Source organism: Arthrobacter sp. NPDC056727 (assembly GCF_042790555.1).
Classification (GTDB): domain Bacteria; phylum Actinomycetota; class Actinomycetes; order Actinomycetales; family Micrococcaceae; genus Arthrobacter.
In genome coordinates this window covers 307,897-334,391 of record NZ_JBHTZA010000001.1, presented here as the reverse complement: position 1 = coordinate 334,391, position 26,495 = coordinate 307,897, and the positions used below count along the sequence as shown (strand labels likewise).

Annotated in this window: 23 protein-coding genes; 4 read left to right on the top strand and 19 right to left on the bottom strand. The window is 66.6% G+C overall.

The features are described from left to right. Positions 1-6: 6 nt before the first annotated feature. Genes zwf through pgl form a run of 3 tightly spaced genes read left to right on the top strand, consistent with a single transcriptional unit; the run spans position 7 to position 3,312 of the window. Positions 7-1,566 carry a glucose-6-phosphate dehydrogenase gene (gene zwf / locus ACFRAH_RS01470; RefSeq protein ID WP_377989136.1) on the top strand — a complete coding sequence of 520 codons (1,560 nt, stop codon included), beginning with the start codon at positions 7-9 and terminating at the stop codon, positions 1,564-1,566. Then, positions 1,563-2,504 carry a glucose-6-phosphate dehydrogenase assembly protein OpcA gene (locus ACFRAH_RS01465; protein WP_377989135.1) on the top strand — a complete coding sequence of 314 codons (942 nt, stop codon included), beginning with the start codon at positions 1,563-1,565 and terminating at the stop codon, positions 2,502-2,504. Before zwf ends, ACFRAH_RS01465 begins: the two co-directional genes overlap by 4 nt. Next, a complete protein-coding gene (pgl, locus tag ACFRAH_RS01460; RefSeq protein ID WP_377989134.1) occupies positions 2,494-3,312 on the top strand; it encodes a 6-phosphogluconolactonase in 819 nt (272 codons plus the stop codon). Before ACFRAH_RS01465 ends, pgl begins: the two co-directional genes overlap by 11 nt. Here the strand turns inward: pgl and ACFRAH_RS01455 are convergent. The 17 genes from ACFRAH_RS01455 to ACFRAH_RS01375 all read right to left on the bottom strand — a co-directional run bounded on the left by ACFRAH_RS01455 (position 3,283) and on the right by ACFRAH_RS01375 (position 22,939). Next, complete coding sequence (locus tag ACFRAH_RS01455; RefSeq protein ID WP_377989133.1) at positions 3,283-3,660, bottom strand: RNA polymerase-binding protein RbpA; 378 nt, start codon at positions 3,658-3,660, stop codon at positions 3,283-3,285. The genes pgl and ACFRAH_RS01455 overlap by 30 nt on opposite strands. A gap of 155 nt (positions 3,661-3,815) precedes the next feature. Further along, the gene (secG, locus tag ACFRAH_RS01450) at positions 3,816-4,073 is read right to left on the bottom strand and encodes a preprotein translocase subunit SecG (protein WP_306923517.1); all 258 of its coding nucleotides are present in this window, start codon (positions 4,071-4,073) and stop codon (positions 3,816-3,818) included. A gap of 49 nt (positions 4,074-4,122) precedes the next feature. After that, positions 4,123-4,938 carry a triose-phosphate isomerase gene (gene tpiA / locus ACFRAH_RS01445; RefSeq protein ID WP_377989132.1) on the bottom strand — a complete coding sequence of 272 codons (816 nt, stop codon included), beginning with the start codon at positions 4,936-4,938 and terminating at the stop codon, positions 4,123-4,125. Between the two features lie 95 nt (positions 4,939-5,033). After that, a complete protein-coding gene (locus tag ACFRAH_RS01440) occupies positions 5,034-6,260 on the bottom strand; it encodes a phosphoglycerate kinase (protein WP_377989131.1) in 1,227 nt (408 codons plus the stop codon). Positions 6,261-6,270: 10 nt separating this feature from the next. After that, positions 6,271-7,281 carry a type I glyceraldehyde-3-phosphate dehydrogenase gene (gene gap / locus ACFRAH_RS01435; protein WP_377989130.1) on the bottom strand — a complete coding sequence of 337 codons (1,011 nt, stop codon included), beginning with the start codon at positions 7,279-7,281 and terminating at the stop codon, positions 6,271-6,273. A 278-nt stretch (positions 7,282-7,559) separates the two neighbouring features. After that, a complete protein-coding gene (locus ACFRAH_RS01430) occupies positions 7,560-8,183 on the bottom strand; it encodes a superoxide dismutase (RefSeq protein ID WP_003805561.1) in 624 nt (207 codons plus the stop codon). A gap of 132 nt (positions 8,184-8,315) precedes the next feature. After that, positions 8,316-9,296: a DNA-binding protein WhiA gene (whiA, locus tag ACFRAH_RS01425; protein WP_377989129.1), complete on the bottom strand. Its 981-nt coding sequence runs from the start codon at positions 9,294-9,296 to the stop codon at positions 8,316-8,318. 10 nt (positions 9,297-9,306) lie between these two features. Continuing rightward, positions 9,307-10,320: a uridine diphosphate-N-acetylglucosamine-binding protein YvcK gene (gene yvcK, locus ACFRAH_RS01420; protein WP_377989128.1), complete on the bottom strand. Its 1,014-nt coding sequence runs from the start codon at positions 10,318-10,320 to the stop codon at positions 9,307-9,309. Next, positions 10,320-11,243, bottom strand: a complete 924-nt coding sequence (gene rapZ, locus ACFRAH_RS01415; protein ID WP_377989127.1) for an RNase adapter RapZ — start codon at positions 11,241-11,243, stop codon at positions 10,320-10,322. The genes yvcK and rapZ overlap by 1 nt, the downstream gene beginning before the upstream one ends. A 75-nt stretch (positions 11,244-11,318) precedes the next feature. Beyond that, positions 11,319-13,355 (bottom strand): excinuclease ABC subunit UvrC, encoded by a 2,037-nt coding sequence (gene uvrC, locus ACFRAH_RS01410; RefSeq protein ID WP_377989126.1) that lies wholly within the window; start codon positions 13,353-13,355, stop codon positions 11,319-11,321. A gap of 101 nt (positions 13,356-13,456) precedes the next feature. Further along, a complete protein-coding gene (locus ACFRAH_RS01405; RefSeq protein WP_377989125.1) occupies positions 13,457-14,125 on the bottom strand; it encodes a lysophospholipid acyltransferase family protein in 669 nt (222 codons plus the stop codon). Then, positions 14,112-14,828, bottom strand: coding sequence for an HAD hydrolase-like protein (locus tag ACFRAH_RS01400; RefSeq protein WP_377989124.1), 717 nt, complete (start codon positions 14,826-14,828; stop codon positions 14,112-14,114). The genes ACFRAH_RS01405 and ACFRAH_RS01400 overlap by 14 nt, the downstream gene beginning before the upstream one ends. A 237-nt stretch (positions 14,829-15,065) precedes the next feature. Then, a complete protein-coding gene (gene uvrA / locus ACFRAH_RS01395; protein ID WP_377989123.1) occupies positions 15,066-17,990 on the bottom strand; it encodes an excinuclease ABC subunit UvrA in 2,925 nt (974 codons plus the stop codon). Between the two features lie 59 nt (positions 17,991-18,049). Continuing rightward, positions 18,050-18,430, bottom strand: a complete 381-nt coding sequence (locus ACFRAH_RS01390) for a GntR family transcriptional regulator (protein WP_377989122.1) — start codon at positions 18,428-18,430, stop codon at positions 18,050-18,052. Next, complete coding sequence (locus tag ACFRAH_RS01385) at positions 18,427-20,286, bottom strand: ABC transporter ATP-binding protein (protein WP_377989121.1); 1,860 nt, start codon at positions 20,284-20,286, stop codon at positions 18,427-18,429. The genes ACFRAH_RS01390 and ACFRAH_RS01385 overlap by 4 nt, the downstream gene beginning before the upstream one ends. Positions 20,287-20,299: 13 nt before the next feature. After that, a complete protein-coding gene (locus tag ACFRAH_RS01380) occupies positions 20,300-22,042 on the bottom strand; it encodes an ABC transporter ATP-binding protein (protein WP_377989120.1) in 1,743 nt (580 codons plus the stop codon). A gap of 123 nt (positions 22,043-22,165) precedes the next feature. Then, on the bottom strand, positions 22,166-22,939 hold the full coding sequence (locus ACFRAH_RS01375) for a trans-aconitate 2-methyltransferase (protein WP_377989119.1): 774 nt from the start codon (positions 22,937-22,939) through the stop codon (positions 22,166-22,168). Positions 22,940-23,060: 121 nt separating this feature from the next. On the opposite strand from ACFRAH_RS01375, the gene ACFRAH_RS01370 reads away from it, so the two are divergent. Continuing rightward, on the top strand, positions 23,061-25,607 hold the full coding sequence (locus ACFRAH_RS01370) for a DEAD/DEAH box helicase (protein WP_377989118.1): 2,547 nt from the start codon (positions 23,061-23,063) through the stop codon (positions 25,605-25,607). Positions 25,608-25,636: 29 nt separating this feature from the next. On the opposite strand, the gene ACFRAH_RS01365 is transcribed toward ACFRAH_RS01370, so the two are convergent. Further along, positions 25,637-25,876 carry a hypothetical protein gene (locus ACFRAH_RS01365; RefSeq protein WP_377989117.1) on the bottom strand — a complete coding sequence of 80 codons (240 nt, stop codon included), beginning with the start codon at positions 25,874-25,876 and terminating at the stop codon, positions 25,637-25,639. A gap of 80 nt (positions 25,877-25,956) precedes the next feature. Beyond that, the gene (locus ACFRAH_RS01360) at positions 25,957-26,484 is read right to left on the bottom strand and encodes a hypothetical protein (protein WP_377989116.1); all 528 of its coding nucleotides are present in this window, start codon (positions 26,482-26,484) and stop codon (positions 25,957-25,959) included. Positions 26,485-26,495: the final 11 nt, after the last annotated feature.

Here is a 26,495-nt window from a genome sequence, read left to right as displayed (position 1 = left end):
ATCACCATGCCAGATACTTTGAACGGCAAGAGGCCAGCTGGCCGGTCCGGGAACCCTTTGCGGGATCCGCGGGACCGGCGGCTGAGCCGGATCGCCGGACCGTCCTCGCTTGTGCTCTTCGGAGTCACGGGGGACCTTGCCCGCAAGAAGCTTATGCCTGCCGTGTATGACCTTGCCAACCGCGGCCTGCTGCCGCCCAGCTTCGCGCTGGTGGGTTTTGGCCGGCGGGACTGGGACAACGAGGACTTCGCCGCCGAGGTGAAGGACGCCGTCAAGTCCTACGCACGCACGCCCTTCGATGAGGCGGTCTGGAACCAGCTCTCCGAGGGGATCCGGTTCGTGCAGGGCGCGTTCGACGACGATGCCGCCTTTGAGCGGCTCGGCGAGACGATCAAGGAACTTGACGAGAACCGCGGCACCCGCGGCAACCACGCGTTCTACCTGTCGATCCCGCCGAAGGCTTTCGAGCAGGTCTGCCGCCAGCTGTCCAAGCACGGGCTGGCGCAGGCCGAGGGCGAGAAGTGGCGGCGCGTGGTGATCGAGAAGCCGTTCGGGCACGACCTGGAGTCTGCCCGGCAGCTGAACGACATCGTGGAGTCGGTGTTCCCGCAGGACGCGGTGTTCCGGATCGACCACTACCTGGGTAAGGAAACGGTCCAGAACATCCTGGCTTTGCGTTTCGCGAACCAGCTGTTCGAGCCGCTCTGGAATGCCAACTATGTGGACCACGTCCAGATCACCATGGCCGAGGACATCGGCACCGGCGGCCGGGCAGGATACTACGACGGCGTGGGCGCAGCCCGCGACGTGATCCAGAACCACCTGCTGCAGCTGCTCGCGCTGACCGCGATGGAGGAGCCGATTTCCTTCAACGCCGATGACCTGCGTGCCGAGAAGGAAAAAGTCCTCGCCGCCGTCCGGCTGCCCGAGGACCTCTCCACCCATTCGGCCCGCGGGCAGTTCGCCGGCGGCTGGCAGGGCGGCGAGCAGGTCCAGGGATACCTGGAGGAAGAAGGCATCCCGGCCGACTCCACCACCGAAACGTACGCGGCGATCCGGGTGGACATCAACACCCGGCGCTGGTCCGGAGTGCCGTTCTACCTCCGGGCGGGCAAGCGTTTGGGCCGGCGGGTCACGGAAATCGCGGTGGTGTTCAAACGGGCACCGAACCTGCTGTTCCGGGACCACGGGGATGACGACTTCGGGCAGAACGCCGTCGTGATCCGGGTCCAGCCGGACGAGGGCGCCACGATCCGCTTCGGCTCCAAGGTCCCCGGCACGCAGATGGAAGTCCGGGACGTGACCATGGACTTCGGCTACGGGCACTCCTTCACCGAGTCCAGCCCGGAAGCCTACGAGCGGCTGATCCTGGACGTGCTGCTGGGCGAGCCGCCGCTGTTCCCGCGGCACGAGGAAGTGGAGCTGTCCTGGAAGATCCTGGACCCCTTCGAAGAGTACTGGGCAGGCCTGGGCGAACAGCCCGAGCCCTACGCGCCCGGCAGCTGGGGCCCTGCCTCGGCTGACGAGTTGCTGGCCCGCGACGGACGCACCTGGAGAAGGCCATGATTGTAGATCTTCCGAACACCACCACCTCCAACGTCTCCAAAAAGATTCAGTCCCTGCGCGAGCAGGGCGGCGTGATCGCGCTCGGCCGGGTCCTCACCCTCGTGGTGGTCACCAAGTCCGGGCTCGAGGAGGAAGCGATCGAGGCGGCCAATGAGGCCAGCCGCGAACACCCCTGCCGGATCATCGTGCTCGCTGACGCCGGCTCCTCCGCGCCTAACCGGCTCGATGCGCAGATCCGGGTCGGCGGGGACGCCGGCGCGTCCGAGGTCATCGTGTTGCGCGGCTACGGGGAACTCGCCGAGGAAAGCGAGTCCCTCGTGGCGGCGCTCCTGCTGCCCGACGCCCCGATCGTGGCATGGTGGCCGCACGGCGCACCGAAGAACGCCTGCGAAACCTCCATCGGACGCATCGCACACCGGCGCATCACCGACTCCGCGAACGAGGCCGAACCGCAGGTGGCGCTGGAGAACATCCGGAACACCTACAAGGCCGGTGACACCGACCTCGCCTGGACCCGCCTGACCAACTGGCGGATCCAGCTCGCGGCCGTCCTGGACCAGGTGGACTCCTCGCCCGTCACCGCCGTCGCCGTTGAAGGTGCTTCGGACTCGCCCAGCACCATCCTGCTGGCGGCCTGGCTGACCCTGTCCCTGGACGCTCCGGTAACGATCGTGGCCGACCCCGCCGGGACCGGTATCCGGCGGGTCCGGCTCACCCGCGCCAGCGGCGACGTCCAGCTCTTCCGCCCGGGACTTTCCGTGGCCGAGCTGACCCAGCCAGGGCAGCCCGCGCAGCGGATCTCCCTCCCCCGGCGCAGCCTCCGCGACTGCCTCGCCGAGGAACTCCGCCGCCTGGACCCCGACGAAGTCTTCGGCGAAGTGATTACTATTGGACTGCCACGTACCAATCTAAGGAGTGTCCGTCCCAGTGAGCGCTGAGCCCAGAGTAAGCATCCATCCTGACTCTTCCGTACTCATGGCCGCGATTGCGGCCCGCCTGATCACCAAGCTCGTGGATGTGCAGGACCGATTCGGTGAAGCAACGGTGGTGCTTACCGGAGGCACGGTGGGCATCGGAACGCTGAAGGCCGTGGCCGATTCACCGGCCGCGCCCGCCGTGGACTGGGCCAAGGTGAACTTCTGGTGGGGTGACGAGCGCTTTCTCGGCTCCCAGGACGCTGACCGCAACGCGGTCCAGGCCCATGAGGCGCTTTTGAAGCATATCGACGTCGATGCCGCGCGTGTCCACGTGCCCGGGTCGACGGACGACTTCGAAACACCGGAACTGGCCGCTGAGGACTACGCACGCCGCCTCAGTGAGGCGGCCGCGGCCGAGCACGCCGCTGACGCCTCGGATGACCGTCCCGAGGAGCCGGGCCGGCTCCCGCGGTTCGACGTCGTCCTGCTGGGTGTGGGTCCCGACGCGCACGTGGCGTCACTGTTCCCCGAACAGGGTGGCATCCGCGAGAAGCAGCTGACCGTGGTGGGGGTCCGCAACTCACCCAAGCCGCCGCCGGAGCGCATCTCCCTGACCCTGCCGGCCATCAACACCTCCGCGGAGGTGTGGATGGTGGTCGCAGGCGAGGATAAGGCCGGTGCGGTGGGCCTGGCCCTGGCCGGGGCCAATCCGGTGCAGGTACCCGCCGCCGGTCCCGCGGGACGGTCCCGGACCCTGTGGCTGATCGACGAAAACGCAGCCTCGCGCGTTCCTGAGCAGCTAGTCAGGAAGGCGCCGGCTGGCTCTTAGCCGCTGCAGCGCTCCAGCCAGAACGTCCTCGGCGTCCTGGCTGGAGCGTCTTTCTTTAACGTATTCCAAGTGGGTCTTGAAGCCTTCTTCCAGCGCTTCGCCGGGCACGCCCGCGCCGGGATTGCGCGACGCCGGCCGGCCGCAATGGCGGCAGTCCCACACGTCCGGAATCTGGTCGTCCGGCAGCTTAAGAAAAACAGGCCGCGTCTCATGTCCCATGGCGCACCAATAGGAGACACAAATACGCGGCAGGGGCTCCCCGAGAGGATCATCCCCCTGGTTCTTCAATCCGGCCCCTTGAATGACACCCACGCGGGTGCCGCGGAATCCTGAAGAGGTATGCACCATGGGAACTCCCTCGCTACTAATGGCGGCGCTGCCGTTAGATCCGATAGCGACAAGTTTAGTGCGGAGTTCGCCCTGGCGGCAGGGAAAAGCCCGGCCCAATCAGGAATGGATCCTGACTGGGCCGGGCTCTTTGTGCCTGGCTGGACGGACCTGCGTTAGGAGTCAGCCACGCCTGTGAAGCGCATCAGCAGGCCGAGCGCAATGATCACAACGCCCCAGGTGACACCGAGGATGATGGTGAACCTGTTGAGGTTGCGCTCAGCAACGCCTGAGGACGCCAGCCCTGAGCTCATTCCGCCGCCGAACATATCCGACAGGCCGCCGCCGCGTCCCTTGTGGAGCAGGATGAGCAGGGTCAGCAGAAGGCTGGTAATGCCCAGCAGGATCTGCAGAATCACATGAAGAACGTCCACGACGGCCTTTCCGAAGTTAGTGGATGCGGGAGCGTGCCAGCGGAACGGATCAGTCCGTTACGAGGTGGCTCTCGAACTTGACAATATTAGCAAACTCAGCGGGATCGAGGCTGGCACCGCCCACCAGCACGCCGTCGACGTCGCGTTCCTTGAGGATCGCGGCAACGTTGCTCGCCTTGACCGAACCGCCGTACAGCAGGCGGACCTTGGCGGCCACATCGGCGTCGAACAGTTCGGTGAGTTCGGCACGGATGGCCGCACACATTTCCTGGGCGTCCTCCGGACCCGCAACCTCCCCTGTGCCGATGGCCCAGACGGGCTCGTAGGCGACGACGAGTTCGGCCGCCTGCTCGGCGGTCAGGCCTTCGACGTCGGCCCGAAGCTGGTCCAGCGTGTGCTGGACGTGGGTGCCGGCCTGGCGGATCTCCAGGCCTTCCCCGATGCAGAGGACGGGGACGATGTTGTGGCGGTATGCCGCCTTGACCTTGGCGTTGAGGACTTCGTCCGACTCACCGTGGATTGTGCGGCGTTCGCTGTGGCCCACGAGGACGTACTTGCAGCCGAGCTTGTTCAGGAACTGGCCGGAGGTGTCGCCGGTGTAGGCGCCGGAGTCGAACTGGGACAGGTCCTGGCCGCCGTAGGCGATGTCGAGTTCGTCGCCCTGGACAAGGGTCTGCACACCGCGCAGGTCCGTGAAGGGCGGGAACACGGCGACTTCCACGCGGCTGTAGTCGTGCTTGGCGTCGGACAGTGTCCAGGCCAGCTTCTGCAGCAGGGTGATGCCCTGGACGTGGTCCATGTTCATCTTCCAGTTGCCTGCGATCAAAGGCGTGCGGTCAAAGGTGCCGTTGGTTGACGTAGTCACGTGTTCTCCAATAGATGTGGGCAGCCGGCAGGGCTCCTCCGGCGCACTTCACGTGAAGCACGGTGCGAAAGGTGCCCTGCCGGCTGGTGTGGCTGTTAGCGGTCCAGAACGCTCAGGCCGGGAAGTTCCTTGCCTTCAAGGTATTCCAGGCTGGCGCCGCCGCCGGTGGAAATGTGGCCGAACTGGTCATCTGCGAAACCGAGCGTACGGACGGCAGCCGCGGAATCGCCGCCGCCGACGACGGTGAACGCGTCCGTCTCCGTCAGCGCCTGGGCGATTGCCCGGGTGCCTGCGGAGAACGCCTCGAACTCGAAGACGCCCATGGGTCCGTTCCAGAACACGGTCTTGGCGGCCTTGATCCGCTCGGCAAATGCCTTGGCGGAGTCCGGTCCGATGTCCAGGCCGATGCCCTGCGCACCGAAGCTGCTGCTTTCGATGGCGTCGGCACTGACCGTTTCGTGATCGGCGTCGGCTGCGAACTTTGCGGCGACCACAACGTCCGTGGGAATCACAAACTGGGTGCCGGCCCCGGCTGCGCGCTTGAGGTAGTCCTGCACCACCGGGATCTGGTCCTCTTCCAGCAGGCTGCCGGCCACCTTGTGGCCCTCGGCTGCCAGGAACGTGAACAGCATGCCGCCGCCCACCAGGATGGTGTCAGCCTTGCCCAGGAGGTTATCGATGACTGCGAGCTTGTCCGATACCTTCGAACCGCCCAGGACCACGACGTAGGGACGCTGGGTGTCGGCGGTCAGCTTGCGGAGGACTTCCACTTCGGTTCCCACAAGGTCGCCGAGGTACGACGGCAGCCGGGTGGCGACGTCGTAAACGCTGGCGTGCTTGCGGTGCACGGCGCCAAAGGCGTCGTTCACAAACGCACCGTTGGTGCCTGTGAGCCCGACCAGTTCGTCGGCGAAGGCGCCGCGCTCGGCCTCGTCCTTGCTGGTCTCGCGTGCGTCGAACCGCACGTTCTCGAGCACCAGGACCTGGCCGTCCTGCAGCGCAGCGGCCTGCTCCTTGGCCGAGGGACCCACCGTGTCCGCCGCGAGGGAGACCGGGAAGGACGCCAGCTCGGCCAGACGGGCAACCGCCGGCTTGAGGGAGTACTTGTCTTCAGGGGCGCCCTTGGGGCGGCCCAGGTGGGCTGTTACCAGCACGCGGGCACCGGCGTCCGTGAGCTTTCCCAGCACTGGCAGTGAGGCCCGGATGCGGCCGTCGTCAGTCACTGTAGAGCCGTCGAGCGGCACATTCAGGTCACTTCGAACCAGAATGTACCGCCCGCGGACACCTTCAGCGATCAGTTCGTTGAGGGTGTGAGATGTCATGTAGCTAACCCTAGCCCAGCTTTGCCGCGACAAGCTCCGTGAGGTCAACGAGGCGGTTGGAGTAGCCCCATTCGTTGTCATACCAGGACACAACCTTGACCTGGTTGCCGATGACCTTGGTCAAACCGGAGTCAAAGATGGACGAGGCGGGGTCGCCGACGATGTCGGAGGAGACGATCGGGGCGTCCGTGTAGGTCAGGATGCCCTGCCACTCGTCGGACTCTGCAGCCTTCTTGAGCGCTGCGTTGACTTCCTCGACGGTGGTTTCGCGGGAGACGGTGACGGTGAGGTCGGTGGCGGAGCCGGTGGGGACCGGAACGCGGATGGCGTAGCCGTCCAGCTTGCCCTTGAGCTCCGGCAGGACCAGGCCGATGGCCTTGGCGGCACCGGTGGAGGTGGGAACCATGTTGATGGCGGCGGCGCGGGCACGGCGGAGGTCGTTGTGCGGGCCGTCCTGCAGGTTCTGGTCCGCGGTGTAGGCGTGGACGGTGGTCATCAGGCCACGCTCGATGCCGAAGGTGTCGTTAACGACCTTGGCCAGCGGGCCGAGGCAGTTGGTGGTGCACGACGCGTTGGAGATGATGTGGTGCTTCTCGTTGTCGTACAGGCCGTCGTTGACGCCCATCACGATGGTGATGTCCTCGTCCGAGGCGGGGGCGGAGATCAGGACCTTCTTGGCGCCGGCCTCAATGTGCTTCTTGGCCGCAGCAGCCTTGGTGAAGAAACCGGTGGACTCGATGACGATGTCGACGCCGAGGTCCTTCCAGGGCAGGTTGGCGGGATCGCGTTCGGCGAGGACCTTGATGGCGTTGCCGTTGACGACGAGGTTGCCTTCCTTCACCTCAATGGTCTCGGCCAGGCGTCCGCCGACGGAGTCGTACTTGAGCAGGTGGGCCAGCGCTTCGGGGCTGGTGAGGTCGTTGACGGCAACGATTTCAAGGTCCGCACCCTGTGCCAGTGCTGCGCGGAAGTAGTTGCGGCCGATCCGGCCAAAGCCGTTGATACCAATACGGGTCGTCACTTTTCAGTCTCCTTTGTGCTTGGGTAGCACAACTAGTTGAGCGGGCTTATAAAGCCAACTAACAGATCCCGCACGCCATTGGGCAAGATTTTTTTCAAATCGGAGGGCGACCAGCCTCATTGCTGAAGGCTAACCGCCTTCCGTGATCTATCTTACGTTTAACTTGGTCTGCCCCCGCAAGTGCGGGGGCAGACCGTCCATGATTTGGCCCTAATGACGCCGAATGTGAGCTTTGTTACTGCAATGTGTACTTCCGGTCACACATTCGGGTATTGCACTTAAAGCGTGATCAGGCCGGTTGCGTTGGCGCGTGCCGCAGCGAAGCGGGCCGAAACGTCGGCCCAGTTGACGATGTTCCAGAACGCCTTGACGTAGTCGGCCTTGACGTTGACGTAGTCCAGGTAGAAGGCGTGCTCCCACATGTCCAGCATCAGCAGCGGGGTGGTGCCCAGCGCGACGTTGCCCTGCTGGTCGTAAAGCTGCTCGATGACGAGGTTGCCACCGATGGGCTCGTAGGCCAGGAAACCCCAGCCCGAACCCTGCAGGCCGAGGGCGGCTGCGGAGAACTGGGCGCGGAAGGCATCGAACGATCCGAAGGCGTCGTCGATGGCGGCGGCGAGCTCACCTTCAGGCTTGTCGCCTCCGTCCGGGGAGAGGTTGTTCCAGAACACGGAGTGGTTGATGTGGCCGCCGGTGTGGAAGGCCAGGTCCTTGGAAAGCCGGTTGATGTTGGCGAAGTCGCCCTTTTCGCGTGCCTCGGCCAGCTGGGCCAGCGCGTTGTTGGCGCCCGTCACGTACGCGGCGTGGTGCTTGCTGTGGTGCAGCTCCATGATCCGTGCAGAGATGTGGGGCTCCAGCGCTGCGTAGTCGTAGCTGAGTTCGGGCAGAACGTACTCGGTCACAAAATCCTCCAATGTCGTGGACAGGTTGTCCGGTTTTGCTAACTCTCGGATTTGCATCCCGGATGACGGGTCATCCGGAAAACTCCGGTGGCGGCAATGTCCCCCACCTGGTCTTGATTCTATGGGCGCCGTTTACTCGTCGAGCATTTCAGGCGTCACATTGGCATCCGTGCCCGGGATGCCCAGATCCACGGCACGTTTGTCCGCCATGGCCAGCAGCCGGCGGATGCGCCCGGCGATGGCGTCCTTGGTCATGGGCGGATCGGCGAGCCGGCCAAGTTCGTCGAGGCTGGCCTGCTTGTGGGCCACCCGGAGCTCACCGGCGTACTTGAGGTGGTCCGGGACGTCGTCGCCGAGGATCTCCAGGGCCCGGTCCACGCGCGCCCCGGCTGCCACGGCGGCCTGCGCCGAGCGGCGGAGGTTGGCGTCATCAAAGTTGGCCAGCCGGTTCGCGGTGGCGCGCACTTCCTTGCGCATGCGCCGCTCCTCCCAGACCATGAGGGCGTCGTGGGCGCCCATCCGGGTGAGCAGCGCGGCGATGGTGTCGCCGTCGCGGATCACCACGCGGTCCACTCCCCTGACCTCACGGGCTTTCGCCTGGATCCCGAGCCGGCGCGCCGCGCCGACCAGGGCGAGGGCCGATTCCGGCCCGGGGCACGTGACCTCCATGGATGAGGAGCGGCCCGGTTCCGTGAGGGATCCGTGGGCCAGGAAGGCGCCGCGCCACACCGCTTCGGCGTCGGCGGCTGAACCATTGACGACGACGGACGGCAGCCCGCGCACGGGCCGTCCCCGGCCGTCCAGGAGACCGGTCTGACGGGCCAGCGCCTCGCCATCGCGGACGACGCGCACCACGTAGCGGCTGCCGCGGCGCAGGCCACTTCCGGACACGACGATGATCTCGCTCTGGTGCCCGTAGACCTCGGCAATTGCGGCGCGCAGGCGCCGGGCGGTGGAGGCAAGATCCACCTCGGCCTCGATGACGATCCGGCCCGAAATGATGTGCAGTCCCCCGGCGAAGCGGAGCATGGCCGAGACCTCAGCCTTGCGGACTGATGACTTCTTGATGTCCAGGCGGGAGAGTTCTTCCTTGACTGATGCTGTCAGTGCCATGGCACCTTTCCTAACTGTTCCCGAAAATATCCTGGTAGGCCGTAGCCAGCCGCAAGGGATCGTGGACCGGACGCCGGCCCGAAGCCCCTACTCTACCCAAGACAACCTCGGCACCGATCATCCCTGCGGCCCGCTCAAACTCGGCAAGGTCCGAAACCGACGCCGGGTCCGCGAGCACCACGTCCGCGCTGAACTCCGGCGCATAGTCGCGCAGGACGTGAAGGTGGTCGGCGGCAGACATGCCGGACGTTTCCTTGGTGTCCATGGCGAGGTTCATGGTGAGGCAACGCTTGGCGGGCGTATCGCAGAGCGCCTGCCGCATCTCCGGCAGCAGCAGGTGCGGAAGCACGGAGGTATACCAGGAGCCCGGGCCCAGCACCACCCAGTCGGCGAGCTCAATCGCGGTCAGGGCCTCAACGCAGGCCGGCGCCCGTTCCGGGAGCAGCCGGACGCTCTCCAGCGACCCCGCCACGGCGCAGCGCGCCTGGCCCGTGATGGTGGTGACAGTGCTGCTGCCGTCAGGGGCGGTAACGCGCACATCGCCTTCGATGGTGAGCGGAACGGTGGACATGGGCAGCACCTGGCCGCGTGCGCCGAGCAAGGCACCGGCCCATTTCAGGCCTGCCACGGCGTCGCCGAGCAGCTCCCAGAGCGTGACAATCAGCAGGTTTCCCATGGCGTGCTCATCCAAGGAGGCGCCGCCGCGGGCGGACCGGAAACGGTGCTGCATGACGTCGCGCCAGGTGCGGCCCCAGTCCGTGTCGTCGCAGAGGGCGGACAGTGCCATCCGGAGATCACCGGGCGGGAGGACGCCGTACTCCTCGCGCAGACGGCCGGAGGAACCGCCGTCGTCCGCCACGGTGACCACAGCGGTCAGCTCGGACGTGAGCAGCCGCAGCGCCGAGAGGGAGGCCGACAGGCCGTGGCCGCCGCCAAGCGCGACGACGGTGGGTCCCTTGGCCTGTTGGGAACCGGTCAGGCCGGCCGGCGGAATCAGGGGCAGCGGGCCGGTAAGGACACCCATTACTCGCGGCCCAGGTCCCGGTGCGTCGTGGTCACCGTCACCCGTGGATATTGTGCAAGCCGCTTGGAGAGCTCCATAGCCACGGCAACCGAGCGGTGCTTGCCGCCCGTGCAGCCGACGGCGATCGTGGCATAGTGCTTGTTTTCCCGGCGGTACCCTTCCAGGACAGGTTCCAGGGCAAGGACGTAGCGTTCCACGAAGTTCGGCACGCCCTCGGCTCCCAGGACGTACTCGCTGACATCCTGGTCCAGGCCGGTGTGCGGCCGGAGCGCGGGCACCCAGTGCGGATTCGGGATGAACCTGACATCCGCCACGTAGTTCGCGTCCACGGGAAGGCCGTACTTGAAGCCGAAGCTCATGATGTTCAGGCGTATCGCGATGGGGCCGGTCTCGGTGAACAGCTCGGTGATCGCCGTGGCGAGCCCGTGCACGTTCAGGGCCGAGGTGTCCAGGACGAGGTCCGAGGAGTCACGCAGCTCCTTGAGGAGCTCACGCTCCGCGGCGATGCCGTCCAGGATCCTTCCGCCGCCCTGCAGCGGGTGCGGACGCCGGCCCTGCTCGAAGCGGCGCACCAGGACATCGTCGCTGGCGTCGAGGAACAGCACCCGGAAGGTGACGCCGCTGGCTTCCAGGGCACGCAGCGCCGCGCGGATGTCGGCGAACAGCGCCTTGCTGCGCACGTCCATGACCACAGCCAGCTTGGGAATGGACTGCGGCGCGTGGGAGACGAGTTCGGCCAGGGTCCCCAGCATCTGCGGCGGCAGGTTCTCGACGACGTACCAGCCGTGGTCCTCCAGCGCATCGGAGGCGGTGCTGCGGCCGGCGCCGGACATGCCGGTCACGATGAGCAGTTCCGCTTCGGCGGGCTTGACCGGTGTCAGGCCGTCCTCTTCCGTGCTGGACTCCGCCGTCGACTCTGCCATTGATTCCAGCCTCATTCCTGTTTGCGGCACACGCCGATTTCCCGTACTTACCCTAACCAAGTTTCCGGGCGCGGGCTAAGTTTCCAGCACTTCACCGGTGGTCATATTGATCGCCGGTACTGTCTCCGCCGATTCACCGCCCGGGCTGAAGTGCGTCACGATGGCCGCGGCCAGCGCCGGCCCGACGCCCTTGGCGGCCTTCAGTTCCTCCGCGGATGCCGCCTTGATCTTCTTGACGGAGCCAAAGTGGGCGAGGAGCGCCTTCCGCTTGGAATCGCCCAGCCCGGGCACGCCATCGAGGGCGGAGACGGTCATGGCCTTGCCGCGCTTTTGCCGGTGGAACGAGATGGCGAACCGGTGCGCTTCGTCGCGGATGCGCTGGAGCATGTAGAGCCCTTGGGACGCACGGGGCAGGATGACCGGGAAGTCGCTGTCCGGCAGCCAGACCTCCTCGAGGCGCTTGGCGAGCCCGACGACGTAGACGTCATCGACGCCGAGCGCTTCGAGGGCCCGGGCGGCGGCGTTGACCTGGGGCTTGCCGCCGTCGACCACCACGAGGTTGGGCGGGTAGGCGAACTTGGCTTTGGGAGCCGGCGTGGTGGTGTCGGAGAGTGCGGCTTCCGCAGTGGTGATGGGAACTGTTCCGTTGGATCCGTTGGCGCCGGCCGCCGCCGGGGTGGCCACCAGCTCCGCGGCGTCTACCTGGGCGGTCTTGTCCACGAGGTAGTGCCGGAAACGCCGGGTCAGCACATCGTGCATCGCGGCCGTGTCGTCCGTGGCCGCCGACCCGGTGATGGAGAACTTGCGGTAGTCGGACTTCTTGGGCAGCCCGTCCTCCACCACCACCATGGAGGCCACCACGTTGGTGCCCTGGACGTGGGAGACGTCGTAGCACTCGATGCGCAGCAGCGGGACGGGAAGTTCCAGCGCCTCCTGGAGCTCCTGCAGCGCCTGTGACCGGACCGTCAGGTCGCCTGCGCGCCGGGTCTTGTGGAGCCGGAGCGCGTGCTCGGCGTTTTCCCGGACCGTGGACATCAGGGCCGCCTTGTCGCCCCGCTGCGGTACGCGGATGTCCACCCTGGCCCCGCGGATGCCGCCAAGCCACTCAGCCAGATCCTGCGGGTTGCTCGGCTCGACGGGCACCAGGACTTCGCGGGGAAGCCGGCCCTGGATCTCGGCGTCCTCGCCGTAGACCTGCTGGAGGAGGTGCTCGACGAGGTCTGGCGTGGTGAAGTCCTCCACCTTCTCGACCACCCAGCCGCGCTGGCCGCGGACCCGTCCGCCCCGGACGTGGAACACCTGGACGGCGGCTTCGAGTTCGTCCTCGTGCAGGGCGAAAACGTCGGCGTCGGTGTCCTCGGCCAGCACCACGGCGTTCCGCTCGAAGACCTTCTTGAGGGCTGTGATGTCGTCACGCAGCCGCGCGGCGCGTTCGTAGTCAAGGACGGCGACGGCGGCCCCCATCTCCTTTTCGAGCCGCGAGATGAACCGCTTGGCCTCGCCTCCCATGAAGGCACAGAAGTCCTCGGCGAGGGCGCGGTGTTCCTCGGGCGTGACGCGGCCGACGCAGGGGGCCGAGCATTTGTCGATGTAGCCCAGGAGGCAGGGCCGTCCGCTGGCCTGGGCCCGCTTCAGCACGCCCGGGCTGCAGCTGCGCACGGGAAAGACGCGCAGCAGCGTGTCCATGGTTTCCCGGATGGCCCCGGCCGTGTACGGGCCGAAGTATCGGGTGCCCTTGCGCCGCTCCCCGCGCATGACCTGCACGCGCGGCAGCTTCTCGCCCATGGTGACGGCGAGGTAGGGGTAGGTCTTGTCGTCCCGGAACACCACGTTGAACCGCGGCTTGAATTCCTTGATCCAGGTGTATTCCAGCTGGAGGGATTCGAGCTCGCTGCCCACCACGGTCCACTCGACGCTGCTGGCCGCATACACCATGGCGTGGGTCTTGGGCAGCAGCCCCGCCGGGTTCGCGAAATAGGAGTTCAGGCGCGACCGGAGGTTCTTGGCCTTGCCGACGTAGATAACCCGCCCATGGGGATCCCTGAACCTGTAAACACCCGGATTGGTCGGAATCTCACCCGTCTGGGGTCTGTAACTCGATGGATCTGCCACGTTTCCAGTCTACTGAGCCGGGGAGCTGCGGATTGCCGCCGGCCGTGCGGGGGAACCGGAGGCCGGGGGCGGGGGGAAACCGCTGCCATGGAAGGCAGGGCCTACTCGATGACCTTGCTCTGGTTGTAGCTGGTGGAGCGCTCCTGGCCGCTGAGTTCGGCGATGGCGTCCATGATCTTGTCAGTCACCTGGCGCCGCGCAGGCAGCGAATGGTCGGGTCCGGTCTTATCGAAGTAGAGCGGCTCCCCCACCTTCATGGTGAAGTGCTGGGGCTTGACGGCGTTGCGGCCGGCGGGCTGCAGCTTTTCGGTGCCGATCAGCCCCACCGGGATGACCGGGGCGCCCGTGGTGAGGGCCAGCCAGCCGACGCCGGTACGGCCGCGGTACAGGATGCCGTCGCGGGAGCGGGTGCCCTCGGGGTAGATGCCGATGCCCCTGCCGTCCTCGAGGATGTCCAGCAGCGTCTTGAGGGCCTGCACGCTCGCGGCCTGCTCGCCGCGCTCCACCGGAATGGAGCCGACGGCGGTGAAGAAGGACTTCATCACCCGTCCCTTGAAACCCTTGGTGGTGAAGTACTCAGCCTTGGCAAAGAACGCGACGGGCCGGGGCATGAGTGCCTGGACGATCACGCTGTCCAGGAAGGACAGGTGGTTCGGCGCCACAATGAACGGCCCGCTCTTGGGCACGTTTTCCAGCCCGATGACGGTGGGCCGGCAGCTGCCGGAGATAAGGGTGCGGGTGGTCCAGCGGACTCCGTCAAACAGTTCCATCGTTGCGCACCTCGCTCATGGCTGAGGTACGAACGTTCTCCAGCTCCTCGACCTTGGCCTGCAGGCCGGCGGTATCGTGCACGACGGCGACCGCTCCCGCTTCTTCAAGTTCACCGTCGGGCGCAAAGCCCCAGCTGACGCCGATGCAGTCGAGACCGTTGGCCAGTGCTCCGGCCACGTCCTGCGCACGGTCCCCCACCATGACAGCATGCTGGGTGTGCAGGGACGCCATGGCGGCGGCGATGATTCCGGTCTTGCCGACCGGACCGGCCGCAGCCGCTGTTTCGTCCGCAGCTGATCCCTTGATGGTGAGGAACCGGCGGGCGATCCTGTGGTGTTCAAGCACGATGTGGGCAAGAGCCTCGGGCTTTTGCGTCGCCACCGCTACGGGCCGTCCCGCCTCCACGTATTCGTCCAGCAGCTCGACGATGCCCGGGTACAGGCGGCTCTGGGCGATGCCGACGTCGAGGTAATGCATCCGGTAGGTCCGGATGACCGCCTTCAGCATCGCCGGAGGAACAGCCGCGACGTTCAGCAGTGAATCGCTGAGCTTGGGCCCCACCATCGCGTCCAGAAGGTCCTGGCTGGGCACGGCAAGGCCATGTTCCTTGAGGGCCGCGGCAATTCCGTCTGTAATCCCGCCGGCCGGATCGACAAGAGTGCCGTCCAGGTCGAAGATCACGGGCACTGTTGTTGAAGTCACCGGCTTAGTTTCTCACGATGGCACGCCTGCTCAAACTCGTATGCCCTCCGAGGCATACTTCTACCCCCAATGAGGAGTTTTTGTCCACTTGTCGCGACTTCCGGGGCGTTTAGCGGCCATTATCTGTACAAAACTCCAAATGAGCGGAGGGCGACGGCGGATCCGGGGATACGACGGCGGCCCGCCAGTTGCTCTGGCGGGCCGCCGTTACTGCCGCGAATGGGCGCTGTGCGCGCGTTAGCCGAGGATTTCGGCCAGGAACTTCGCGGTGTGGCTTTCCGATGACTTGGAAACCTGCTCGGGCGTGCCGGTGGCCACGATCCTGCCGCCGCCGGAACCGCCGTCGGGGCCAAGATCCACCAGCCAGTCGGCGCTCTTGATGACGTCGAGGTTGTGCTCGATGGTGATGACGGTGTTGCCCTTGTCCACGAGGCCCTGCAACACCATGAGCAGCTTCCGGATGTCCTCGAAGTGGAGCCCGGTGGTGGGCTCGTCCAGGACATAGACGCTGCGCCCGTTGGACCGCTTCTGGAGCTCCGCCGCGAGCTTGACGCGCTGCGCCTCGCCGCCGGACAGCGTGGTGGCGGGCTGGCCCAGCCGGACGTAGCCGAGGCCGACGTCCACGAGGGTCTTCAGGTGCCGCGCGATCGGGGAGAAAGCCGCGAAGAACTCGGCGCCCTCCTCGATGGGCATGTTCAGCACGTCGGCGATGGTCTTGCCCTTGTAGTGCACCTCGAGGGTCTCCCGGTTGTACCGGGCACCGTGGCAGACCTCGCACGGAACGTAGACATCCGGCAGGAAGTTCATCTCGATCTTCAGCGTGCCGTCGCCGGAGCAGGCCTCGCAGCGGCCACCCTTGACGTTGAAGGAGAACCGCCCGGGAAGGTATCCGCGGACCTTGGCCTCGGTGGTCTCGGCGAAGAGCTTGCGGATGTGGTCGAACACGCCCGTGTACGTGGCCGGGTTGGACCGCGGGGTACGGCCGATCGGGCTCTGGTCCACGTGCACCACCTTGTCCAGGTGCTCGAGGCCCTGGACGGTGCGGTGCCGCCCGGCCACCTGCTTGGCGCCGTTGAGCTTGTTGGCCAGCACCTTGTACAGGATCTCGTTGACCAGGGTGGATTTGCCGGAGCCGCTGACGCCGGTCACCGCGGTGAACAGGCCCAGGGGAAAAGCGGCATCGACGTTGACGAGGTTGTTCTCGCGGGCGCCGACCACCTTCAGCTCGCGTTTCTTGTCGTACTTGCGCCGCTTCTTGGGAACGTCGATGCTCTTCCGGCCGGAGAGGTAGTCGCCGGTGAGGGACTTCGTGTTCGCCAGCAGCGCCTCGTAGGAGCCGGAGTGGACCACCTCTCCGCCGTGCTCGCCGGCGCCCGGGCCGATGTCCACGATCCAGTCCGCTTCGTGGATGGTGTCCTCGTCGTGTTCGACCACGATGAGGGTGTTGCCCAGGTCCCGGAGCCGGGTCAGGGTTTCGATCAGGCGACGGTTGTCGCGCTGGTGTAGCCCGATGGACGGCTCGTCGAGGACGTAGAGGACACCGACGAGGCCCGAGCCGATCTGGGTGGCCAGCCGGATGCGCTGGGCTTCGCCGCCGGAGAGCGTTCCGGACGGGCGTTCCAGGTTCAGGTACTCCAGGCCGACGTCCAGCAGGAAGGTCAGGCGGGCCTGGATCTCCTTGAGGACCTGGTGGGCGATCTGCGCCTCCCGGCCGGTCAGCACGAGGTTGTCCAGGAAAGCCGCGCATTCGCGCATGGGCAAGGCCGCGACCTCGGCAATGGACTTGCCGTTGATGAGGACCGAGAGCGAGGCCGGGTTCAGCCGGGCGCCGTTACATGCCGGGCAGGGGATCTGCCGCATGTACTCCTCATACCGGTCCCTGGCGAAGTCGGACTCGGTTTCGGTGTGCTTGCGGTGCACGTACTGCACCACGCCCTCGAAGCCCGTGCTGTACTTGCGCTCCCGGCCGAACCGGTTGCGGTACTGCACCACAACCTTGTGGTCCTTGCCGTGCAGGACAGTCTGGCGGACGTCCTTGGGAAGGTCCTGCCAGGGCGTGTTCATGGAGAACCCGAGTTCCAGGGCGAGTCCGCCGAGCAGCCGGTTCCAGTATTCGGTGGTCGCGGTGCCGAGGGACCACGGGGCGATGGCGCCGTCCTCGAGCGCGAGCTCCGGGTTGGGAATGATGAGTTCCTCGTCGACTTCCAGCCGGGTGCCGATGCCGCTGCAGGCCGAGCAGGCGCCGAACGGGTTGTTGAACGAGAAGGACCGGGGTTCGATCTCATCGATGGCCAGGGGGTGCTCGTTGGGGCAGGCCAGATTCTCCGAGAAGGCCCGCGTGCGGTGCGCGTCGTCGGCGTCGAGATCGACAAAGTCGGCCAGGACGCGGCCCTCGGCAAGGCCCAGCGCCGTTTCGATGGAGTCCGTCAGCCGCTGCCGGATGCCTTCCTTGACCACGAGCCGGTCCACCACCACCTCAATGGTGTGCTTGAACTGCTTGCCGAGCTTGGGCGGATCGCTCAGCTGTGTGAGGTCGCCGTCCACCCGGGCGCGCGAATAGCCCTTCGCGGTCAGCTCCTTGAAGAGGTCGACGAATTCACCCTTGCGTCCGCGCACCACCGGGGCGAGGATCTGGAAACGGGTGCCGTCCTCCAGCTCGAGGAGCTGGTCCACGATCTGCTGCGGGGTCTGCTTGATCACGGGCTCGCCGCACACAGGACAGTGCGGACGGCCCACGCGCGCCCACAGGAGACGCATGTAGTCGTAGATCTCGGTGATGGTGCCCACCGTGGATCGCGGGTTCTTGCTGGTGGACTTCTGGTCGATCGAGACCGCCGGCGACAGGCCCTCAATGAAGTCGACGTCGGGCTTGTCCACCTGGCCCAGGAACTGCCGGGCGTAGGCCGAGAGCGATTCGACGTAGCGGCGCTGGCCCTCGGCGAAGATGGTGTCGAAGGCCAGGGAGGACTTGCCCGAGCCGGACAGGCCGGTGAAGACAATCATGGCGTCGCGCGGCAGGTCGAGGTCGACGTTGCGCAGGTTGTGCTCGCGCGCGCCCTTGACCACCAGCCGAGAAAGGTCCGGGCGCGCCGGTATGGCGGGATTCAGGGGGACGACGGCGGAAGGGGCAACGGCGGTTTCTTCAGCTACGGCTTTAGGCACCCACTAATGCTAGTCGAAAACTTCTTCGAATATCCACGCGGGTGTGCTGCGCCACTTCGCTACTCGGCGTCGTAGGCCGCCGCCAGCAGGTGGACGGCCTGCGCGAAGGTCGCTCCCTGTGATTTTGCCGCCGCGGCATAGTCTGCCGCGGCCTCGGACAGCGCCACCCACCGTTCGTCCCGGGCGCAGACCACCGTCCCGTTCCGGCCCTTGGTGGCGACGACGCCTGCCGCCTCGAGTTCCTTGTACGCCCGTGCCACGGTGTGGGGTGCTACGCCGAGGGTTCCGGCAAGGCTCCGCACCGCCGGCAGCCTGGTGCCGGGGGCAAGCTTTCCCTGGTCCGCCTGTTCGATCACGTGGAGCCGCAGCTGTTCAAACAGGGCCACCGAGCTGCTTGTGTTCGGCTTCCACTGCCCCGGAAACGTATCGCTGGCGGTCACAGGCCGGACTCCCGGTAGCGCTGCTGCCCGGCGGCGTGCCGGCCGTGGTGCCGCCGGTTGGCGCCAAGTTCGCGGTCCGTCCCGCTAAACTGCGCCTCATACAGATGCCGGTAGTGGCCGTCCACGGACAGCAGGCTGCTGTGCGTCCCCTGTTCAACAATGCGTCCGTGATCCATGACGAGAATTAGATCAGCGTCGCGCACGGTGGACAACCTGTGGGCAATGATGAAGCTGGTCCGGCCCTGCCTCAGCCGGTTCATCGCGAGCTTGATCTGCACCTCGGTCCGGGTGTCCACCGAGCTTGTTGCCTCGTCCAGGATGAGGACGCTGCGGTCGGCGAGGCGGGCCCGGGCGATCGTGATGAGCTGCTTTTGGCCCTGGCTCAGCGAATCGCCGTCGTCGCCCAGGACCGTGGCGTAGCCGGCGGGCAGCGACCGCACAAAGTGGTCCACGTGGCTGTCCTCGGCGGCGGCCAGGATGCGGTCATCGCCGGCCCCCGGCTGGCCGTATTCGATGTTGTCGCGTACCGTGCCAGTGAACAGCCAGACGTCCTGCATGACGACGGCGAAGCTGGACCGCAGCGAGTCCACGGGCACCGTGGCGATGTCCGTGCCGTCGATCGTGATGCGTCCGGAATCGAGTTCGTAGAAGCGCATGAGCAGGTTCACCACGGTGGTCTTGCCGGCGCCGGTGTGCCCGACGATGGCCACGGTCTGCCCCGGGAGGACGGAGAAGGACAGCCCGCTGACAGCCGGAGACCCGGGGGTGTACGCGAAGGTGACGTTTTCGAACTCGATCCGGCCGCGCAGATTGTCCCGGCGGGCAGGAACACCGTCCCCGCGGGGGATCTCAGGCTCGTCAAGGAGGGCGAAGACGCGCTCAGCCGAGGCTGCGCAGGACTGCATCAGGGTGAGCATGCCGCCGATCTGCCCCATGGGCTGGGTGAACAGGCGGCTGAACTGGATGAACGCCTGGATGCCGCCAATCGTCATGGCTCCCGCCGCCACCTGCAGCGCGCCGACGACGGCCACCGCCACGTAGTTGACGTTGGCCACGAAGACCATGAGTGGCTGCACCGCTCCGGAGACGAACTGGGCGCGTGCGCTGGCGCGGGCCAGCCGGTCGTTGCCGTGGCCGAAGATGGCCGACGCAGTGTCCTGCTGCCCAAACGCCTTGATGACCTCGTGTCCTGTGATGAATTCCTCGATGTGGGCGTTCAGTTCCCCGGTGGAGGCCCATTGGGCGGCGAAGTAGGCCTGGGACTGGCGCGCCATGAACACCGTGATCAGCGTGGAGACTGGAACAGACACAATGGCGATGGCCGCCAGCAGCGGAGAAATCCAGAGCATCATGGCCAGCGAACCGCACAGCATCAGCACTGACATGATCAGCTGCGTCAGCAGCTGGTTGAGCGCCTGGGAGATGTTGTCGACGTCGTTGGTGGCCCGGCTGAGGACATCGCCCCTGGCCTGCTCCTGGAAGTGCGACGACGGCAGCCGGTGCAGTTTGTCCTCGACGGCGGCGCGGAGCCCGAAGACAAGACGCTGCACCGCCTGCGCGGTCAGGACTCCCTGGACCCAGTTGAAGACGGAGGTGCCGACGTACATCAGCGAGACCACGCCGAGCAGCATTGCCAGCCGGCCGGCGTCGAACGTGCCGTGCATGAAACTGTCGACGACGACGTCCGTGGCGTCGCCGAGGAGCTTGGGAGCCGCCACGTTGAGGGCGGCGAAGCCGCAGGTTGCCGCGACTGCCAGTGTCATCCTCCCCTTGGAGGGGCGCAGCAGGCCGAGGAGGCGTTTGGCCGCCGGCAGGAAGCTGCCGGTGGTGCGTTTCGCTGCGTGTGTGCCCTTCATGGGCGCCCGCTTCTCACGGCTGCTCATCCAGGGCCAGCTGAAACTCGGCGATCTCCCGGTAGGTGGGCGACAGGGCCAGCAGTTCGGTGTGGGTTCCCTGTGCCACCAGCCGGCCTTCCTCGAGCACCAGGATCCGGTCCGCGCCCATGATGGTGGGGATGCGTTCGGCCACCATCAGCACCGTGGCCGCTTCCAATATGGGCGCCAGCGCCTGCCGGACCGCGGCCTCGGTGGCATGGTCGAGGGCGGAGAAACTGTCATCGAAGAGGTAGAGATCCGCGTCGCGGAGCATGGCGCGGGCGATGCAGAGACGCTGGCGCTGCCCGCCGGACAGCCCGGCGCCGCCCTGGGCAACGGCCGCCTGGAGACCCTCGGGGAGCCCGCGGACGAAGTCCTCGGCCTGCGCCAGCTGCAGGGCCTGCCACAGCTGGTCCTCGGTGGCCTCCGGCGCGGCCATCCGCAGGTTACTCGCCACGGTGCCGGAGAACAGGTAGGAGTGCTGCGGCACCGCCGAAATCCGTTGGCGCAGCTGGTCCGGCGGCAGCGTCCGGACATCGGTTCCGCCGAGCCGGACCTCACCGGAGGTGGCGTTCAGGAACCGCGGCAGGAGGTTCAGCAGCGTGGTCTTGCCGCTGCCCGTGGCACCGATGATGGCCGTGGTTGTGCCGGGGCGGGCCGTAAATGAGATGTCGGCCAGGACCGGCGACTCCGCACCGGGATAGGCGAACCAGACGTGGCTGAACTGCACTCCCCCGCCATCCGCAGTCGACGGCGCGGCAGTCGGCGCCGGCGCCACGGCTGCCACGGCCGGCGTCACGTCCAGGACGTCCTGGATCCGTTCGGCGCAGACGGCCGCGCGGGGTGCGGTGCTGAACACGTACATGGCCATCATGATGGCCAGCAGGATCTGCAGGATGTAGGCAATGACGGCCGTCAGGGCACCCACCTCCATGCTGCCGCTGCTGATCAGGTGCCCGCCGAACCAGACCACGGCCACCGAGGACAGGTTCACCACGATCATGATCATCGGGAGCATGCCCGCAACCAGGAGCGCCGACTGGAGATTGTTCCTGGTCAGCCGCCGGTTCGCTTCCGCGAAGCGGGCGGCCTCATGCTTCTGCCGGACGAAGCCCCGGATGACGTTGGCCCCGATGATCTGTTCACGCAGGATCCGGGTGATGCCGTCGATGAGTCCCTGGCCCTGCCGGTAGAGCGGGATGAGGCGGCGCACGATCAGGTACATGATGAGCACCAGGACTGGGACGATGACTATCACGACGGCGGACAGGGCCGCGTTCTGCTGGACGGCCAGGATGACTCCGCCGATGCCCATGACGGGCGCGGCGGCGAGCATGGTGAAGACCAGGACCGCGAAGGTCTGGATCTGCTGGACGTCGTTGGTGGCCCTGGTGACGAGGCTGGGGGTGCCGAAGGTTCCGATCTCCTGGGACGACATCGCCTGGACCTGGGAGAACAGCTCCCGCCGCAGGCGGTGGCCAATCTTCATGGCGACGTCGGCTCCGAGGTATCCGGCGCCCAGGGCGGCTGCGGCCTGCACCGCGGTCAGCACCAGCATCCAGCCGCCGAGTCCCAGGATCACCCCTGGCTGGTTGGCGAGGATCCCGTCGTCGATGATGCTGGCGTTGAGGGTCGGCAGCAGCAGGTTTCCCGCCGTCTGCACCACCTGGAGCGCGACGATCGCCCAGACAGCGGCCCGGTGCTCGCCGAGGAGGCGGAGCATTAAGCCAATCAGCACCGCACCTCCTACTTTGCCAGGGCGTACGGGAGCCTGGGCCGGCCCCCAATAACCGCTTGGCCATTGTAAGCCAGATCACATCGGAGTGCGCGGGACTCGGCCCGCGCGGCGCGAGCGGCGACCTTAAAGCTTGCGGGCCACCGCGAAGATCCTGCGGAACGGATACACCGTGCCGTGCGGTGTGGCCGGATATGCGTCGGCCAGCCGGGCGCCGTATTCGGCCTCGAACCCGGCGGCGTCATCCGGCGACAGGGCGGCCAGCACAGGCCGCAGGCCGGCGCCCCGGACCCAATCCAGCACCGGGTTTTCGCCGGTGAGCACCTGCTGATAGGTGGTTTCCCACGCATCTGCCGCACACCCGGCGTCGAGCATGATTTCCAGGTACCGTGCAGGCGGTGCCACGGCCTCATCGTGGCGCAGCACGCCGGCGAGTTTGCCGGCCCACTTCGGTGACTCGGCGACATCCCGCATCAGCGTGTGGGACGCGGAAGTGAAGTTGCCCGGAACCTGCAGGGCGAACCAGGCGCCCGGTTTCAGCGCCTTCAGCCAGCCCGCCAGCAGCTCAGGATGCCCGGGAACCCATTGCAGCGCCGCGTTGCTCACCACGACGTCCGTGTCAGCGGACGGCGCCCAGGATGCGATGTCCCCGAGCGTGAACTCCAGCCCCGGCGCCGACTGCCGGTGCTGTTCCGCGGTGGCGAGCATCTCCGCCGAGGAGTCCAGGCCCACCACCCGGGCGGACGGCCAGCGGGCTGCGAGCGTGGCGGTCAGATTTCCGGGGCCGCAGCCCAGGTCCACCACCTCCCGCGGCGCGTCGGCAAGGACGCGGCCGGTCAGGTCAAAGAACGGGCGCTGCCGGTAGTCGCCGAACTGGACGTATCTGGCGGGATCCCACACATGGCCTCCTCTGTCGAACTCCTTCGAATGGCCAGGACAGGTACATCTCCCGGCACGCCGAGCCTAGCGCCGGGCCGGGACGAAACCGCTCAGGGACGCGCTGGCACTAAGCTGGAAAGCAATGAAACTCGTTGAACAGCTCCCCGCCCCGTCCGCACGGATCACCACCGGAACCGGCGCGGACCCGGACACGCTGTACGAGCGCTTTGTGGAGTGGACTGAAAGCCGGGGCCTGCAGCTCTACCCGGCCCAGGACGAGGCCATCATGGAGCTGGCCTCCGGCGCCAACGTCATCCTGGCGACGCCCACCGGATCAGGCAAGTCCCTGGTTGCCATTGCCGCCCATTTCCAGGCGATGGCCCGCGGCGAACGCAGTTACTACACCGCCCCCATCAAGGCCCTGGTGTCCGAAAAGTTCTTTGCCCTCTGCGAGATCTTCGGGGCGGAGAACGTCGGCATGATCACCGGCGACTCCGGCGTCAACCAGGACGCTCCGATCATCTGCTGCACCGCCGAGATCCTGGCCAACACCGCCCTGCGCGAAGGTGCGGCGGCCGAGCTGGGCTCCGTCATCATGGATGAGTTCCATTTCTACTCCGATCCGCAGCGCGGCTGGGCGTGGCAGGTGCCGCTGCTGGAACTTCCGCAGGCACAGTTCCTCCTGATGTCCGCGACGCTGGGCGACGTCAGCCGCTTCGAAGCCGGCATGACCGAGCTCACGGGACGGCCCACCACCACCGTCAGCTCTGCCGAACGCCCGATTCCGCTGCACTACTACTACCGCGAGACGCCCGTCCACGAGACGCTCGAAGAGCTGCTGGGCACCAGGGAAGTGCCGGTCTACGTGGTGCATTTCAGCCAGGCGGAAGCCATTGAGCGCGCCCAGACCCTCATGAGCATCAACGTGTGCACGCGCGAGGAGAAGGACAAGATCGCCGAGCTGATCGCGAACTTCCGGTTCGCGGCCGGCTTCGGCAAGACGCTGAACCGCCTGGTCCGGCACGGCATTGGCGTGCACCATGCGGGCATGCTGCCCAAGTACCGCCGGCTCGTGGAGCAGCTGGCCCAGGCCGGCCTGCTCAAGGTCATCTGCGGCACGGACACGCTGGGCGTGGGAATCAACGTGCCCATCCGCACCGTCGTGCTCACCGCACTGAGCAAGTACGACGGCGTACGCACCCGCCTGCTTAACTCACGTGAGTTCCACCAGATTGCCGGACGGGCGGGCCGGGCCGGGTACGATACGGCCGGCACGGTGGTGGTACAGGCTCCCGAGCACGTCGTGGAGAACGTGAAGGCGATGGCCAAGGCCACCGCCAAGTTCGGTGATGACCAGCGGAAGCTGCGCCAGGTGGTAAAGAAAAAGCCGCCGGAGGGATTCGTGTCCTGGGGTGAACCCACCTACAACCGCCTGGTGGAGTCCGTTCCGGAACCGCTCAGCTCCAGCTTCACCGTGACCCACGCGATGCTCATGAACCTTATGGAGCGTCCCGGCGATCCGTTCGCCGCGGCGCGGCGACTCCTCACCGAAAACCACGAGAGCCGTCCCTCCCAGCTTCGGCTCATGAAGAAGGCCCTGGGTATTTACCGGGAGCTGCTCGCGGCCGAGGTTGTGGAGCGCATCCCGGCTGCCGAGCAGGGGGCGGACGGCCGTGCCGTGCGCCTGACCGTCCACCTGCAGCCGAACTTTGCCCTGAACCAGCCGCTTTCACCGTTTGCGCTGGCCGCACTGGACCTGCTGGACCCCGAATCGCCGTCCTACGCCGTCGACGTGGTTTCAGTAATTGAAGCCACGCTGGAGAAGCCGCGGCAGATCCTCTCCGCGCAGCAGAAGAAGGCGCGCGGCGAGGCCGTGGCTGCGATGAAGGCGGACGGCATCGAGTATGAGCAGCGGATGGCCATGCTTGACGAGGTCACCTATCCCCAGCCGCTCGCGGAGATCCTGGGCGAGGCCTTCGAGGTGTACCGGAAGGCAGCGCCGTGGGTGGGCGACTTTGAACTGGCACCCAAGTCGGTCATCCGGGACATGTATGAGCGCGCGATGAACTTCGGTGAGTTTGTGCAGTTTTACGGGCTTGCCCGCTCTGAGGGCATCGTGCTGCGGTACCTGGCGGACGGCTTTAAGGCGCTCAGGCAGACCGTGCCGCAGGACGCGCTCCGGGAGAACCTCGAGGACCTGATCGCGTGGCTCGGCGAACTGGTACGGCAGGTGGACTCCAGCCTGCTGGACGAGTGGGAGGAACTGACCTCCGGGGCCGCCCCGACGCCGCACGACGCGCCGCCTCCCCGGCCGCCGTCGCTCACGTCCAACATCCGGGCGTTCCGGGTCATGGTCAGGAACGAGATGTTCCGGCGCGTCGAGCTTTTTGCCGACGAGGACGCCACAGCGCTGGGCGAGCTCGATGGCGACACCGGCTGGGATGCCGACCGCTGGGAAGATGCGCTGGACGACTACTTCGACGAGCATGAGGACATCGGCACCGGCCCTGACGCCCGCGGTCCCGGGCTGCTCATTATCACCGAGGAACCCGGCGTCTGGAAGGTCCGGCAGATCTTCGACGACCCCGCGGGCAACCACGACTGGGGAATCTCCGCGGAGGTGGACCTGGCCGCCTCGGACGAGACGGGCACGGCCGTGGTCCGGGTGACCGGGGCGAACCGGCTCTGACAGGCGCGTTTGTTTGAGGGCCGGAACTGTTAGCCTGCCTGGGCCTCGTCCTGCAGTTCGTCCTGGCGGCCCATTGCCCCCGAGCCAACAAGTCCAGGGGCTTCCTCGGCCACGAGCCCGGCGGCTTCGATGGCGCCGCCCAGAATCAGGGTGGTCAGGTCAGCCACGGCCTCCATGTAGCTGCCGTGCTTGGGATTGTCTGCAAAGTCCTCCAGCCACTTCATGGCGACCCGCCCGACGAACTCCATGGTGCTTGTGTCATCGGCCATTGCGTTCTCCTAAGGTGAGGCTGGCTGACCCGTTCAGGCTATGACGCCAAACTGTAACCTCCGTGTGAACGAGCAGTGTATTACCAAACAGCGGGAGCCGTAAACAGCTTTCGCGGGGCATACCTCAGGAGCTTCAGGACCAAACTGGCCCCGTCGGACGAGAACCGCTCGCCGGTATCGGGATCCAGCCACGGTGCGGGGTCCTCCGGGTCGCGGGCCAACTCCAGGACCGGCAGGGGCAGGCTGGGCCCCTGCCCGTCAAAAGCGAGGAACAGGTCCGGCCTGGAGCGGGGATCGTAATACAGCCGGCGCCTGGGTTCACGGGTAATTTCGTAAGGGCTGTGGCAGGTGTATCCGGCCCAGTGGACGGGACCGGCCCCGGTATCAGGGCAGGCGTGCGTATCAGTGACAGAAAGCGTGTGGGTTCGCCCCGCCGCCTCCGGCGTCGTAACGGACTTTACGTATTCCACCCACTGCCCGTCGACCTCAACATAGAGCAGGTTCCGCTCGCCGCCGGGGAAGTAGACGGTGACACCTGCCTGCACGTTCGCAGCAGGATCCGTCTGCGCCGCCGGCGGCATGCTGCCGCCGGCACTCATCTCATGCATCTGGCTTACCA